Here is a 14,382-nt window from a genome sequence, read left to right as displayed (position 1 = left end):
GGCCACCTCAGTTCTTGAACAGGATCCAGGCGGCCCAGCAGCCGTAAATCAACACATACGGCAGCACAGCGATAATGGCGCAGGTGGTGCCGCTCTTGCCGGTCCAGGTGCGCAGGCCGATGGTGGTCAGCACGACGACCCAGATATCGGTCAGTTTGAGCGCGCTGGCGATGCCGAACCATGGTGTATGCGGCGCAGCATGCACCAGCAGGAAGTTCAGCGACAGCATGTCGGCGTTCTCAAACGCCAGCTGGCCCTTGCTGGTGGCGATCTGCAGCGCCATCAACGGCACGCTGATCAGGCCTGGCAGCGAGGCCCATGCCACCAACGCGAAACCGGACTTGAAGCTGAGCTCCATGCTGGCCAGTTTCCCCGCCAGCCAATAGTAAAAACCATACAGACTGAAAATCAGCAGCGTGCCAAGCACGACGCCGGCAATGCCGAATCCCATCATCAGGCCGCGCGTCATGCCCTGGCCGGCCGCCTCGCGCTGTTCAGCTGGCAGGTCCGGCGGCAAGGTAGCCGCCTTCATCCATTCCCAATCGACGCTCTGGAAATACCAGACCACCATGCCGATGCCGGCCACGTAAAGCAGCAGCAGCGGCAACCAGGCCCGCGGCCGCTCCTTCAGCGCCGCGAACGCGGCCGATGGTTCATAGAAGACCTGCGTCAGTTGAGCGAATGCCATGCGCGCACCTTGCCATAAAAATAATTAAAAATTAATTATAACAACCTGGCAATCATGTGCGGAGATACTTTGGCGGCAGTTAAGGCGCTGGGGCGGGGTAGCTGACTTCGAGGATTTCCAGTTCTTCCGCGCCGTTCGGCGTATGCAGCAGGACCGTGTCGCCTTCGCGCGCTTTGGTGAGCGTGCGGGCCACCGGGCTGATCCAGCTTACCTTGCCCTTCAGCGGGTCGAATTCGTCGATGCCGACGATGGTGATGGTGTGTTCTTCGCCGTCGCGCTTGGCGTAGGTCACGGTTGCGCCGAAGAACACCTGGTCGTTGCCATGATGGATGCTGGGATCCACCACCTCGGCCAGGTCCATGCGCTTGGTCAGGAAACGGATGCGGCGATCAATCTCGCGCAAGCGGCGCTTGCCATAAATGTAATCGCCGTTTTCCGAACGGTCGCCGTTCGATGCCGCCCAGTGCACCACCTTCACCACTTCCGGACGCTCGACGTCAATCAACTGCAGCAGCTCGTCCTTGATGCGCTGGTAGCCGGCAGGCGTCAGGTAGTTCTTGGAGCCGGGAGGAATCGGCGGCGCACCTGGCGGCAGGTCGTCGTCATCGTCCTGTTCGCCCTCTTTGACAAAAGCTTTGTTCATAACCGTTTTCTAATTGTTTGGTGCAATAATGGCAGCTACATGAAGCGATTGTACACACTCAGGCGGCGCCTGTTCGCCCCCCTCGTCTACCTGGCGGCCCTGTTCCTGATCTTCGAGGAATGGCTGTGGGATGTGGGGGCGCGCCTGATGGCGAGACTGGCCGCGTTCCCGCCGCTGCGGGCGCTGGAGCGCATCATCTGCAGCCTCGGCCCGGCCGCCGCGATGGCCGTGTTCCTGCTGCCGGCACTGATGCTGTTTCCGGTCAAGCTGCTGGCCCTGTTCGCGCTGGCGCGCGGCCATGCCTTCATGGGCATCAGTGTGTTCTTGCTGGCCAAAGTGGCCGGGGCTGCCGCGGTCGCCCGGCTGTATGCCCTGACCCGCCCGGCCCTGCTGCGCTTGCGCTGGTTCGCCTGGCTGCACGGGCGCTTCATGGCAGTGAAGGAACGCTGGATCGCGCGCCTCAAGGCCACGGCCGCCTGGCGCGAATGCCGCGCCCTGGCCGACCAGGTGCGCGGACGCCTGCGCCGCTGGCGCGCCGGCTGGCGCCGCGGCCGTTTCGCAGCGCGCCCGATGCGCGTGCTGCGCCGCTTCAGCGCATTCTGGCGCATGCGCCGCCGCTGACCCTGCAACCACCTCATGCGCCCTGCCTTGCCGACCGCCCTTCACCATATCGCCGCCAACGCTCCCGGACTGGTCTACCAGTTTCGCCGCCATGCCGATGGCAGCGTGTCGTTTCCCTACCTGAGCGATGGCTGCCTGGCCCTGCTGGGCATCAACGCCGCCGAACTGCAGGCCGAGCCGCAACGCTTCCTGTCGCTGGTGCTGCCGGAAGACCGCCCGGCCTACCTGGAGTCGATGCAGGCGTCCGCCACTTCGCTATGGAGCTGGAACTGGGAAGGCCGCATCTGGGTCGAAGCCTGGAAAGACGTCAAGTGGATCAACCTGCGCAGCACCCCGCACGCCCTGCCCGACGGCGGCGTGCAGTGGGAAGGCATGATGTCCAACATCACGGAGAGCAAGCAAGAGCAGCTCGAGGTGCGCGCCAGCCGCGCCCGCCTGGCCGAGCTGACCGCCCACATCGAACGGGTCAAGGAGCAGGAGCGCGAGCGCATCGCGCGCGAAATCCACGACGACCTGGGCGGCAACCTGACCGCCATCAAGATGGCCCTGGCCATGCTCACCGCACGCCTGCCGGAAGGCGATGCCACCCTGCAGCAAAAGGCCGCCTACGTCGACTCCCTGGTCGACCGCACCATCGATGCCGTGCACCGCCTGACCTTGGACCTGCGCCCATCCGTGCTCGACTTCGGCCTGCTGCCGGCGCTTGAGTGGCAGGTCAAGGAATTCGCCACCCAGGCCGGCATTGCCTGCACGCTGGAGGCCAGCATGAAAGAGCTCGAACTCGATCCCGAGCAAGCCGCGGCCCTGTTCCGCATCGCACAGGAAGCATTGACCAATATCGCCAAACACGCGCAGGCCAGCGCGGTCACCGTCAAGCTGACGCGCAGCCGCGGCATGCTGACACTGAAGATCATCGACAACGGCCGCGGCATCCATCCAGCCGACCGCGCCAAGCCCGACTCCTTCGGCCTGCGCGGCATGACCGAGCGCGCGCGGGCACTGGGCGGCACGCTGAACCTGGGCCATGCGGCCGGCGGCGGCACCGAGGTGGCGATCAAAATCCGCCTCCCGGCCAGCGCGCCAGACGTTACAATGGACCATGAGTGAAAAAGCCGTCATCAAAGTTTTTATTGCCGACGACCATGCCATCGTGCGCGAAGGCTTGAAGCAGATCCTGGCTGAAACCAAAGACATCGTGGTGTCCGGCGAAGCGGAAAATGGCCTGGATGCCATCAGGCTATTTCGCAAGTCCGGCTGCAATGTATTACTACTCGACATTTCCTTACCAGATCGCAACGGCATCGAAGTGCTAAAACAGGTCAAGAAGGACAAACCCGAACTGTCGGTGCTGATGCTGTCCATGCATCGCGAAGACCAGTACGCAATCCGCTCGCTGAAGGCCGGCGCCGCCGGCTACCTCACCAAACAAAGTGCGCCGAAAGAGTTAGTAAATGCAATCCGCCAGTGCGCAGCGGGGTTAAAATATGTAAGCCCGGCATTGGCCCAGGAACTGGCCAACCATGTCGGCGAGGACCACCAGGTAGCGCCGCACGAAACGCTGTCCGACCGCGAGTACCAGACCCTGACCATGATCGCCTCCGGCAAGACCGTCGGCACCATTGCCAAGGAGCTATCGCTCTCGGTCAAGACCGTCAGCGAATACCGCTCCCGCCTGCTGGTCAAGATGAACCTGAAGAACAGCGCCGAGCTGACGCATTACGCCATCAAGAACCAGCTGATCGATTAGAAAATGATGCCAGGAAGTAAGCACATTTACTCCCGTTTATCACCGAATCGGGCAACTGGACAGTGGCTTAATATGCTGGTAATCGGTAAACCTTCGTAAAGGCTGTACGTCAGATGTCTAGCAAACCCACCAATCCAGCCGCGGCGGACATGAATCCGGCTGATATCGCGCGCGAGGCATTCCGCCGCCTCGCTGTGCGCCGGATTGCCCCTACGCCGGACGCGTATCGCGACATCTACAATGAAATCGCCGGCATCGTGCCGCTGCCGCCGGCACCAGTGGTGCAGGACGGCCCGGCAGAAACCATGCTGGCACAGTTCGCCGCCCGCCTGACCGACCAGCCGGGCGACCTGGCCGACTTCGGCCGCCGTTTCAACCGCGCAGTCAAGGCGCGCGACTGGGATACCTATGCCCGCACCCTGGCCGCACTGGCCGAACGCCCGCTGGTGAAAGTGGGCGCCGGCGGCCTGGTGCCGGAAGAGAATAATGAGCAGGCGCGCCTGCTGCGCGAACTGCTGAGCCGCACCCTGACCTTTGCCGTTGCCTCGCTGCTGTCCGACAGCCCCAACCTGGTGGCGGAAGCCGAGTCGCTCGGCGCTGCCACCAAGGAAGCGCACACCGAGGTGGCGCTGGCCGAAATCGGCAGCCGCCTGAAAGAGCTGTGCTACCAGATCGAGATCCGCAGCGGCGACACCGCCGAGCAGCAGGAATTGCTGCTGCGCCTGTTCCGCCTGCTGCTGGAAAACGTCAGCGAACTGCTGGACGACGACTCCTGGCTGCGCGGCCAGATCGATGCCGTGCAGAACCTGATCGCCGGCCCGATCGACCAGCGCGCGCTGGAAGAAGCCACCCGCAGCCTGAAGGACGTCATCTATAAACAGAGCCAGCTCAAGCACTCGATCACCGACGTCAAGGCCACCGTCAAGAACATGATGATGACCTTCATCGACCGCCTTGGCGCCGTGGCGACCTCGACCGGCGACTTCCATGAAAAGATCGGTGGCTATTCAGACAAGATCCGCGCCGCGCGCGATATTGGCGAACTGAACCAGATCCTCGACGATGTGCTGAAGGAAACCCGCCAGGTGCAGAGCGAAGCGCTGAAAGCGCGCGACAATATGATGGTGGCGCGGCAGGAAGTGCAGGACGCCGAAGCGCGCATCCACGCCCTGGAAGCCAAGCTGCAGCACCTGAGCGAACTGGTGCGTGAAGACCAGTTGACCGGCTCGCTGAACCGGCGCGGCCTGGACGATGTGTTCGAACGCGAAACCGCGCGTGCCGACCGGCGCGGCACCCCGCTCTGCATCGCCGTGCTGGACCTGGACGATTTCAAGAAGCTCAACGACACCATGGGCCATATCGCCGGCGACAACGCGCTCAAGCATTTGGTCAAGGTTGTCAAAGAGACCTTGCGCTCGATGGACGTGATCGCCCGCTTCGGCGGCGAGGAATTCCTGATCCTGCTGCCCGAGACCACCATCGAGGCGGCCGAGGCCACCATGACCCGCCTGCAGCGCGAACTGACCCGCCACTTCTTCATGCATGAAAACGAGAAGGTGCTGATCACCTTCTCGGCCGGTGTGGCGCTGCGCCGTCCGCGCGAAGGCCAATCCGAGCTGGTCCAGCGCGCCGACGCCGCCATGTACAAGGCCAAGAAATCCGGCAAGAACCGCGTCGTTGTCGCGGACTAGCAAACCGGCCCCTCAAGACTTAAGAGCCCGCGCATCGCGGGCTCTTTTCGTTTAGCGCACGCGGCCTGCCGAAAGGCGTCTTGCAAGCGCCAGCATTGCCAAGCCCAGCAGCGTGAGAATGCCCGCACCAGGCGCCGCCACATCTGTGGTCGGGTCCGGCGCGACGGGGTCCGGGATCATCCAAGTGGTAAACGCCAGCGAGCGGTCGGTTTGCCGTAACGGGAAGTCTGAAAAATTGTTCTTTTCGTACAGCGGACCCATACCATGCTGCACCATGAAGGCACTGCCGCCGCCTCCTACATCAAAGACAATGTCGTCACCTGCATTCACATGCAGGTTAAAGCCTGTCAAATCGACCAGCGTGCCATCCAGGCGCGAAGTGATCTGGGCAGCCCAGCCATCGGTCTGCCAGCGATCGCCGCCGCCGACCTTGATCTTGACGCTGGTTGTTTGCCAGGTGTAGCCAGGGGCGGTGAAGATGCCGAATCCCGACAGGAGCCCGCTCTGTGTCGCGGCAAAATGCTGTTGGTAATGACTATGGCTGACGTCGACCGCGGCCCCCGGCCAGCTGACCGGATTGTTGACGTCGACCACAGGCAGGACACCGGCAGAACTCTGGGTGCAGGCGGCCACCAGCAAGGCGGCGGCCCATCGTTGGGAAATTTTATGCATTGGAATTGATAAAGAGTTACTGGAATTGCATAATACACAATATATTTCCCAAAATAAACATCAATTGCATTCGGCAAACATCGCAATTTCTCAGCGTCCATAAATTTTTTTGCGCCTGAAAAATATTTTTTTTCGGCCTAAAGTTCATGAAAAGCCCGCCGTTTAAGCGGCACTCCGTGGGCAACTTGAGGGTGAAAACAGGGCGATTGGCCAGCCAGATCGCCCTAAAGGTTCCCGTGTGGAAACCGTTACCCAATACAACAGCGGCTTGATCGTCACAGGACAACGTGGCGGGCCAAAGTGAATGAGCAAATTGCCCAATCAGTAGTACCGAATGGAGAAATACCATGGCTTCCGTAATTAACACCAATATCTCGTCCCTGAACTCGCAGCGCAACCTGAACGCATCCCAGAGCAGCCTGTCGACCTCCCTGCAACGTCTGTCCTCCGGCCTGCGTATCAACAGCGCTAAGGACGATGCGGCTGGCCTGGCAATTTCGGACCGTATGAATTCCCAGATTCGCGGTATGAACCAGGCAATGCGTAACGCCAACGACGGCGTTTCGCTGGCTCAAACCGCTGAAGGTGCGCTGGCATCCTCCGGCGACATCCTGCAGCGTATCCGTGAACTGGCAGTGCAGTCGTCCAACGCCACCAACTCGGCTTCGGACCGTCAAGCTCTGCAAACTGAAGTTGGCGAACTGGCATCGGAACTGAACCGCGTTGCTCAGACCACCAACTTCAACGGCAAAAACCTGCTGGACGGCTCGATGGGCACCGCGACCTTCCAGGTCGGCGCTGACGCGAACCAGACCATCCAGGCTGTTGGCGCCAACTTCCTGACGAGCACCTACGGCGACAACCGTATCGAAGGCGCTCCAGCTGCTGTGACTGCTGCCAACACCTCGGCTGCTACCACCGCGACCATCAACGGTTCCCGCGGTTCGGCAACCATCACCACCTTGGCCGCTACCAGCACCGCCAAGTCGGTCGCTGCCAGCATCAATGCACAGACCGCCAACACCGGCGTCACTGCATCGGCTAAAACCGATGCGGCCCTGACCCTGGGCGCTGAGTCCTACACCATGACCGTCGAAGGCGACAACGCTGGCTCGCCAGTGACCGTGTCCTTCACCATCGGTACCGGTGCCAACTCGGCTGACGACTACGCTTCGGCGATCAATGCCTTCAATGCGCAATCGTCCAAGACTGGCGTTACTGCCCAGTACGACGAGACCAACAACAAGCTGAAACTGTCGCACTCGACCGGCTCCGACATCAAGCTGACCAACACCAAAGTTGGCGGCAACACCGTGGCAAGCGCACAGAACTACACCGCGACCGGTACCCTGAACGGTGCTGCCAACGCGATGACTGCAGCTGCTGCTGTATCGACCGTCATGGGCCGCGTGACCATGGACTCGGAGAGCTCGTTCTCGGTAACGGAAGCTGCTGCAACCGGCTTCAGCCTGGCTGGCGGTTCGACCCTGAAGTCGGTCGCAACCCTGGACGTGACCACCTTCGACAACGCCCAGCTGGCAATCAAGATCGCTGACGCCGCCCTGGCATCGGTGAACAGCCAGCGCGCATCGTTCGGTGCTCTGCAGTCCCGTTTCTCGTCGACCATCTCGAACCTGAGCGCAACGACCGAGAACCTGTCTGCATCGCGTAGCCGTATCGTGGACACCGACTTTGCTGCAGAAACCGCAAGCCTGACCCGCGGCCAGATCCTGCAACAAGCTGGTACCGCCATGCTGGCCCAGGCTAACTCGCTGCCGAACGGCGTGCTGAGCCTGCTGCGCGGCTAATCGCCAAATCGCTAGGTAACACAAGCGGTTCCCCGCTCCGGTTCGCCGGACCGGGGAATTTTTCGTAGGAGGTCTGTATGACTATCGATTCAATAACTGCTACTGTGCCACGGGCTGACCGTGGCATCGCGGTCCCGGATTTCGTGGCCCTCCCGGTGGCAGGCCGCAGCCCGGCTGCTGCGGTGGAAACCATCGATGCGGTCAAGGCCAAGCAGGCAACGCCTTCCAGGAAAGAAGTGGAAGATGCGGTTGCCAGGCTGAACAACTCGGTGCAGCAGCGGGCGCAAAGCCTGGTGTTCGCCATCGACGACGACAGCCACCGCACTGTTGTCAAAGTGATTGACCTGCATACCCAGGAAGTGCTGCGCCAGATTCCGACCCCGGAAGCACTGGAGATCGCGAAAGCGATCGATGCCTTCAGGGGCTTGCTGGTCGATCAAGAAGCCTGACCGTCAGCAACAGCATTCCCGGCCCGGCCTGCCCTTGCGGCAGCCCGGGCTTTTTTGCGTTATGCTGTTCCGGCGGCCACCTTGTCTTTTCGGTCACGAATAAACAGGTATTTCCCCCTCTCAAGTCCACTTTGAATCTGCCGTAAACAAGTTAGACTTATCTTGTTTCCTCAGGAGTTTGCCGTGGCCCTATCTTCCACCCCTGCACTTGCATCCCCCGGTATCGGTTCCGGCCTTCAGGTCAATGACATCGTTGACAAACTGATGGCGGCCGAAGCAGCGCCACTGTCGGGCTACGACCGCAAGACCGCGTCCTACCAGTCCAAGGTGAGCGCCTTCGGCTCGCTGACTGCGGCCGTCGGCGTGTTCCAGAGTGCACTGGGCGGCCTGACTTCGGCCAACGCCTTCAAAGGCTTCTCTACCACAGTGGGCAACAAGGATTTGCTGACTGCCAGCGCGTCGGCCAAGGCGGTGGCAGGCAACTACAAGATCAATGTCAGCCAACTGGCCCAGGCCCAGACCCTGATGACCAGTGGCCTGGCGAGCAAGACTTCGGCCATCGGCCTGGGCGGCTCGACCACCTTGTTCTTCCAGTTCGGCACAGCCAGCGGCAGCTTCGGCTTGCAGGGCACCGGCCTTAGCTCGTCGATGCTGAGCAACGGTCTGGCCAATGGCTCGCTCAGCATTAACGGTACTGCCATTCCGACTTCGAGCAGCACCAACAGCGCCACCGCCCTGGCGAATGCCATCAACGACAAGACCAGCAGCACCGGCGTCACTGCCAGCGTGGCGAATATCTTCTCCACCTTTGGCGACGTGGCCACCGATGGCACCGGTTCCTACGCATTGAAAGTGGGCAATGTCACACTCGCCAGCCAGGGCGCAGGCGTAGCAGCCGGCGCCGGCGTAACGGCGGCCTCGCTCGACGCCGACCTGGCCAATGCCGGCGGCGCCACTGCCACCGCGCTCGCAGCCGCAGGCATTACCTTCACCGGCAGCGCCGCAGCCGGCACCCTGGAGTTCCGCAGCGCCAGCGGCGCCAGCGTGGCCATTACCGAAACGGCAAGCGGTGTCACCGGCGGCGCCAAGACCGCGGCCGGTGCCGCCAATGCCGGCGCCACTTACGCTTCCGCCAGCAGCGTCACCCTCAGCTCGGCCAACGGCAGCCCGATTACCATCGCCGGCAACAATCCGGCGGCAGCCGGCCTGACGGCAGGCACCGGCGGCAGCATGATCGGGGGCGGCTTCAGCCAGGATGCCAGCCAGCCATCCGGCTCCGTCGTCATCGACAGCACCAACAACACCCTGCAAGGCGTGGCCGACGCCATCAACAAAGCCAGCCTGGGTGTGACCGCCACCATCGTGTCCGATGGCAGCGCGACCCCCTACCGCCTGGTGCTGACGTCAAACAAGACCGGCGAAAACGCGGCCATGAAAATCGGCCTGAGCGGTGACGGCAGCAACCCGCCGGACGCCGCCCTGAACAGCCTGCTCAGCTACGACCCGGCCGGCACCCAGTCGATGCAGCAGACCTCTGCTGCCCAGGACACCAAACTGACCGTCAATGGCATCGCCGTCAGCAGCCACTCGAACACCGTCAGCGAATCGATCCAGGGCGTTGGCCTGACGGTCAACCAGGTGGGCAGCACCACGCTGAACGTTGCGCGCGACACCAATAGCGTCAAGACCAACCTGACCGCCTTTGTCAAGGCGTATAACGAACTCAACGGCGCGCTGAAGAAACTCACCGCCTACGATCCGGAAACCAAGAAAGCCGGCGCGCTGCAGGGCGACCCGACCGCCCAGTCCATGCAAGCGCAATTGCGCCGCATGATGAGCGGGCAGATCACCGGCCTGTCCGGCAGCCTGACCAACATGGGCCAGGTCGGCATTTCCTTTGCCAAGGATGGCACGCTGACTTTGGACGACGCCAAGCTGAACAAGGCGATCGAAAAGAATTTCGGCGACATTGCCGGCTTGTTTACCGCCATCGGCAATGCGACCGACCCGAATGTGAGCTTTGTCAGCTCGACCGCAAAAACCAAGCCGGGCAGCTATGCGCTGAACGTCACAGCCCTGGCCAGCCAGGCTGCCCTGACCAGTTCGGCGGCACTGGTTGGCAGCACCACGATTGACGCCAACACGACCTGGGCGCTGACCCTGAATGACACCACGCCCAGCAACTCGAAAAATGTCGCCAACGTCACCATCCCGGCCGGCACCTACTCGCCCGCCGAGCTGGCCAAGATCGTGCAATCGTCGATCAACGGCACCGCCGCGTTCGCCGACAGCGGTTCCAGCGTCACTGCCGCGATCGACGGCAGCGGCAAGCTGGTACTGTCGTCCAGCAAATACGGCTCAGCCTCGAACATCGCCCTGACCAGCGTCACCGGCAGCACCGTGGACAGCGTGTTTGGTGGCGCGGCGCCGGTAGCCGGCACCGACGTTGCCGGCACCCTGGGCGGCAAGGCCGTGGTCGGCACCGGCCAGACCCTCACCGGCGCCGAAGGCACCGATGCGGAAGGTTTGAAAATCGACATCACGGGTGGCGCCTTGGGCGACCGTGGCAGCGTTTCGTTCTCGCAAGGCTATGCCTACCAGCTCAACAACCTGGCCACGTCCTTCCTGGGCAGCAAAGGCTTGCTGACCACCGTGACCGAGGGTTTGAACAAGAGCATCAAAGACGTGGCCAAGCAGCGCGACGCTTTCTCTTCCAAGCTGGACGACATCGAAAAACGCTATCGCACCCAGTTCACCCGGCTCGACGCGACCCTCGCGAAAATGCAGAGCACGCAAGCGTATTTGACCCAGCAATTGGCGGCCATTGCCTCCAACGGATGATCGCAGGAATAAGGAGAGACTATGTTTGGAACTACTTCACGCGGCGTCAACGCCTACGCGAAAGTCGGCCTGGAAACCGGCGTCAGCTCCGCCTCGCCGCACAAGCTGATCGTCATGCTGTACGACGGCGCGCTGGCGGCGATCATGACCGCGATTACGCAAATGAATGCAGGGAATGTGCAAGAAAAAGGCAAGGCCATCTCCAAAGCCATCCGCATCATCGATGACGGCCTGCGCGCCAGCCTGGACAAGGAAGTGGGCGGCGAGATCGCGCGCAACCTGGACGCGCTGTACGACTACATGAGCCGCCGCCTGCTGGACGCGAATATCAAGAACCAGCCGGAAATCCTGGAAGAAGTGCGCAGCCTGCTGGCCGACCTGCGCGACACCTGGAACCAGATCGGCGGCACCCCAGCCGCGACCAATAACACCCAGCCTGCGGCCTTGGCCAGCATGTAATCGAGGACGACAATGACGAACGTGGAAGTTTTGACCGCCTACAGCGCCATGGCAGCACTGACCCACAAGATGGTGGCGGCAGCAACGATGTCCGACTGGGATGGACTGGAAGTGCTGGAAAGCCAGGTAGCGGCCCAGGTTGCCCTGCTGCGCGGCGCTGAAGAGACGGTAGTGCTGGACGCCGGCGCGCGCCAGCAAAAGCTCGGCCTGATCAAGCAGATGCTGGACGACGACCGCCAGATCCGCGACCTGACCATGCCATGGATGGCCCAGCTGTCCAAACTGATCAACAATACCGGCACTGAACGGCGCCTGGCCGCGGCCTACGGCGCCGTCTGAACGGGGCGGCTGCCATGCTGCCGCCGCGCCTGGACGTCCGTGGCGTCAGCGCCACCAGCGCGGCCTCGGCCACGCCAGCGGTTGCCGCTCCGCGCCAGGAAGCCTTCCAGCGCGCCCTGTCGCAAATGGTCGGGCAAACCCTGCCCGCCCAGGTCCTCAGCAAATTCTCCGATGGTAGTTTCCTGGTGCGGGTGGCCGACACCAATGCGCGCATGCTGCTGCCAGCCGGCGTCAATGCCGGCGACGACCTGCCGCTGACGGTGGTCAGCGCCCAGCCGCGGCCCACCCTGCAAGTGGGCGCCGGCAGTCCGCAAGCCGGGCAGATGGCCACCTTTGTCGCCGGCGACCAGATGCCCGAGCTGCCGGCAGCGCGCCTGCCGTCGCAGGAAGCGGCCATCCTCAACCTGAGCGGCAAACAGCCGCAGGGCGCGGAAGCCGGCCAGGCCGGCGCTGCGCAAGCCCAGGGCCGGACCCTGAGCCCCGGCGCGGCCCTGCTCAGCAAAGCCCCGCTGGTACCGGTCGACCAGTTGCCCGCGCTCGGCAAGGACACCCCGCAAGCCGCGCTCAGCCCCGCCGCGCGCGCCATCGCCAGCGCGCTGGCCTCGGCCTACACCACGCCCGGGGTACCGGTCACCATCAACGGCAAGATGCCGCTGAGCGCAGGCGGGCCGCCCGACCCAGGCAAGCTCAGCCAAGGCTTGCAGCGCGCTCTCGGCGATAGCGGCCTGTTCTATGAATCGCACGTGGCGGAATGGGCCGAAGGCAAGCGCCCGCTGCAAGACTTGCAGCGCGAACCGCAGATGCAGCGCCACGCCGCCGCGCAAGGCGCAGCGCAAGGCCAGGCCGATGCGATCGCGAAGGCACTGGGCGGACCCGACCTGTCGGCCGCACAGATGATCAACCAGCAGTTGCACACCCACGAACAAGGCAAGGTCATGTGGCAAGGCGAGGCCTGGCCTGGCCAGCAGATGCAATGGCTGGTGGAACGCGAACAGCAAGGCGAAGCCGGCGGCAAAGGCGGCCAAGGCGAAGGCCGCGATGGCGACGCCGAAGCGGTCTGGCGCAGCGGCGTGCGTTTCCGTTTCCCCATGCTGGGCCAGGTCGCCGCCAACGTCACGCTGGTGGGCGAGCAGGTGCATATTTCGCTGCAGTCCGGCTCGGAAGACAGCGCCAGCACGCTGCGCGCCTGGGCCGGCGCCTTGCAGCAAGCCATGGAAACTGCCGGTGCGCCGCTGGCCTCACTTGCCATCAATGCGGAGCACAACGATGGCGCCAAGTGACAATAGCGACCCGCCGCGCAAGCCGCTGCAAAGCGCCGTGGCCCTGGCCTACAAGAGCGGCGAAGCGGCACCAAAAGTCGTCGCCAAAGGACGCGGACTGGTTGCAGAGCAGATCATTGCCGTGGCCGCCGAACATGGCGTGCACATCCACGAGTCGAAAGAACTGGTTTCACTGTTGATGGAAGTGGACCTGGACCACCGGATCCCGCCACTGCTCTACCGTGTAATTGCGGAACTGTTAGCGTGGCTTTATCATATTGAAGCAGCGCAAAAGACTGGCCAGCCCGCGCCGCCGGCGCCTGATCTCAGCGTACCGAATGAATCTCCCAAAAACGGACTTTGATGCACAGCTATATTTCGGAATCGGACATGGAAAACTGGCATGATTTCGAGGTTGGTTCGCGCCGCGAGATTACTGCGCTGCTGCGCAGTATCGGCGAGAAGAACCAGTTGATCCGCATGCTCATCAAAGGCGAGGCCGACGTCTGCGTCACCTCCATCCTGGACGTCGATGCCGACGGCGGCAACCTGATCCTGGACTGCTCCATCAGTCCCGACCAGAACCGCCGCATCCTAGGCGCCAAGCGGCTTTCCTTTGAAACCACGCTGGACAAGATCCGCATCATGTTCAGCGGCGAACACATCGAATCGACCACCTTTGAAGGCAGCCCCGCCTTCAAGATGGCGCTGCCGGCCAGCCTGGTGCGACTGCAGCGCCGCGAGTTTTACCGCATCGCCACGCCGGTTACCAACCCGGTGCGCGTGCTGATCCCGCAGCCAGCCGAACTGGGCGGCGGCAGCAAGCCGTTTCCGCTGTCCGACATCAGTTGCGGCGGCATTGCGATCCTCGACAACAGCCTGGAATTGGGCGACACGATCGGCAAGGTCTACAGCGACTGCCGCATTGAACTACCGGAAGTGGCCACGATCAGCACCGGCCTGCAGATCCGCAACTCGCTGGACCTGACGCTTTTAAACAACAAAACCAACCGCCGCCTGGGCTGCCAGTTTGTCGACATGCCACGCTCCTCGCTGACGGCCGTGCAGCGCTACATCACCAAGCTCGAGCGCGAACGCAACGCCCGCATCGCCGGCCTCGAATAGAAAATGTCTACCTTGGGGTCAGGAACAGAAGTGGACATTT

At 62.7% G+C, this 14,382-nt stretch carries 15 protein-coding genes; 12 read left to right on the top strand and 3 right to left on the bottom strand.

Annotation, left to right across the window (positions count from 1 at the left end; genetic code table 11):
* Positions 1-7: 7 nt before the first annotated feature.
* The gene (locus tag ACQ4MM_RS20235) at positions 8-688 is read right to left on the bottom strand and encodes a YIP1 family protein (protein ID WP_431479026.1); all 681 of its coding nucleotides are present in this window, start codon (positions 686-688) and stop codon (positions 8-10) included.
* A 79-nt stretch (positions 689-767) separates the two neighbouring features.
* Positions 768-1,331 (bottom strand): transcription elongation factor GreB, encoded by a 564-nt coding sequence (gene greB, locus ACQ4MM_RS20230; RefSeq protein ID WP_431479025.1) that lies wholly within the window; start codon positions 1,329-1,331, stop codon positions 768-770.
* Positions 1,332-1,370: 39 nt separating this feature from the next.
* Here greB and ACQ4MM_RS20225 point away from each other — a divergent pair, with 39 nt between their 5' ends.
* From ACQ4MM_RS20225 to ACQ4MM_RS20210, 4 genes are all read left to right on the top strand, one after another.
* On the top strand, positions 1,371-1,952 hold the full coding sequence (locus ACQ4MM_RS20225) for a hypothetical protein (RefSeq protein ID WP_431479024.1): 582 nt from the start codon (positions 1,371-1,373) through the stop codon (positions 1,950-1,952).
* Positions 1,953-1,967: 15 nt separating this feature from the next.
* Complete coding sequence (locus ACQ4MM_RS20220; RefSeq protein ID WP_431479023.1) at positions 1,968-3,059, top strand: histidine kinase; 1,092 nt, start codon at positions 1,968-1,970, stop codon at positions 3,057-3,059.
* Positions 3,052-3,699: a response regulator gene (locus ACQ4MM_RS20215; protein ID WP_431479022.1), complete on the top strand. Its 648-nt coding sequence runs from the start codon at positions 3,052-3,054 to the stop codon at positions 3,697-3,699. Before ACQ4MM_RS20220 ends, ACQ4MM_RS20215 begins: the two co-directional genes overlap by 8 nt.
* 113 nt (positions 3,700-3,812) lie before the next feature.
* Positions 3,813-5,390 (top strand): GGDEF domain-containing protein, encoded by a 1,578-nt coding sequence (locus tag ACQ4MM_RS20210; protein WP_431479021.1) that lies wholly within the window; start codon positions 3,813-3,815, stop codon positions 5,388-5,390.
* A gap of 51 nt (positions 5,391-5,441) precedes the next feature.
* On the opposite strand, the gene ACQ4MM_RS20205 is transcribed toward ACQ4MM_RS20210, so the two are convergent.
* Complete coding sequence (locus tag ACQ4MM_RS20205; protein WP_431479020.1) at positions 5,442-6,062, bottom strand: hypothetical protein; 621 nt, start codon at positions 6,060-6,062, stop codon at positions 5,442-5,444.
* Positions 6,063-6,409: 347 nt separating this feature from the next.
* Between ACQ4MM_RS20205 and ACQ4MM_RS20200 the strand changes: the two genes are divergently transcribed.
* The 8 genes from ACQ4MM_RS20200 to ACQ4MM_RS20165 all read left to right on the top strand — a co-directional run bounded on the left by ACQ4MM_RS20200 (position 6,410) and on the right by ACQ4MM_RS20165 (position 14,342).
* Positions 6,410-7,870: a flagellin gene (locus ACQ4MM_RS20200; protein WP_431479019.1), complete on the top strand. Its 1,461-nt coding sequence runs from the start codon at positions 6,410-6,412 to the stop codon at positions 7,868-7,870.
* 77 nt (positions 7,871-7,947) lie between these two features.
* Positions 7,948-8,319, top strand: coding sequence for a flagellar protein FlaG (locus tag ACQ4MM_RS20195; RefSeq protein WP_431479018.1), 372 nt, complete (start codon positions 7,948-7,950; stop codon positions 8,317-8,319).
* A gap of 183 nt (positions 8,320-8,502) precedes the next feature.
* A complete protein-coding gene (gene fliD, locus ACQ4MM_RS20190; RefSeq protein ID WP_431479017.1) occupies positions 8,503-11,160 on the top strand; it encodes a flagellar filament capping protein FliD in 2,658 nt (885 codons plus the stop codon).
* 21 nt (positions 11,161-11,181) lie between these two features.
* On the top strand, positions 11,182-11,619 hold the full coding sequence (gene fliS, locus ACQ4MM_RS20185) for a flagellar export chaperone FliS (RefSeq protein WP_431479016.1): 438 nt from the start codon (positions 11,182-11,184) through the stop codon (positions 11,617-11,619).
* Between the two features lie 12 nt (positions 11,620-11,631).
* Positions 11,632-11,958 (top strand): flagellar protein FliT, encoded by a 327-nt coding sequence (locus tag ACQ4MM_RS20180; protein ID WP_431479015.1) that lies wholly within the window; start codon positions 11,632-11,634, stop codon positions 11,956-11,958.
* Positions 11,959-11,972: 14 nt separating this feature from the next.
* Positions 11,973-13,238: a flagellar hook-length control protein FliK gene (locus ACQ4MM_RS20175; protein WP_431479014.1), complete on the top strand. Its 1,266-nt coding sequence runs from the start codon at positions 11,973-11,975 to the stop codon at positions 13,236-13,238.
* A complete protein-coding gene (locus tag ACQ4MM_RS20170) occupies positions 13,225-13,581 on the top strand; it encodes an EscU/YscU/HrcU family type III secretion system export apparatus switch protein (RefSeq protein ID WP_431479013.1) in 357 nt (118 codons plus the stop codon). The genes ACQ4MM_RS20175 and ACQ4MM_RS20170 overlap by 14 nt, the downstream gene beginning before the upstream one ends.
* Before the next feature lie 26 nt (positions 13,582-13,607).
* Complete coding sequence (locus tag ACQ4MM_RS20165; protein WP_431479012.1) at positions 13,608-14,342, top strand: flagellar brake protein; 735 nt, start codon at positions 13,608-13,610, stop codon at positions 14,340-14,342.
* Positions 14,343-14,382: the final 40 nt, after the last annotated feature.

Origin of the sequence: Massilia eburnea, from assembly GCF_050709955.1 — a bacterium.
In the GTDB taxonomy this organism is placed as follows: domain Bacteria; phylum Pseudomonadota; class Gammaproteobacteria; order Burkholderiales; family Burkholderiaceae_D; genus Rugamonas; species Rugamonas eburnea_A.
This window is presented reverse-complemented; position numbering and strand designations above follow the sequence as displayed.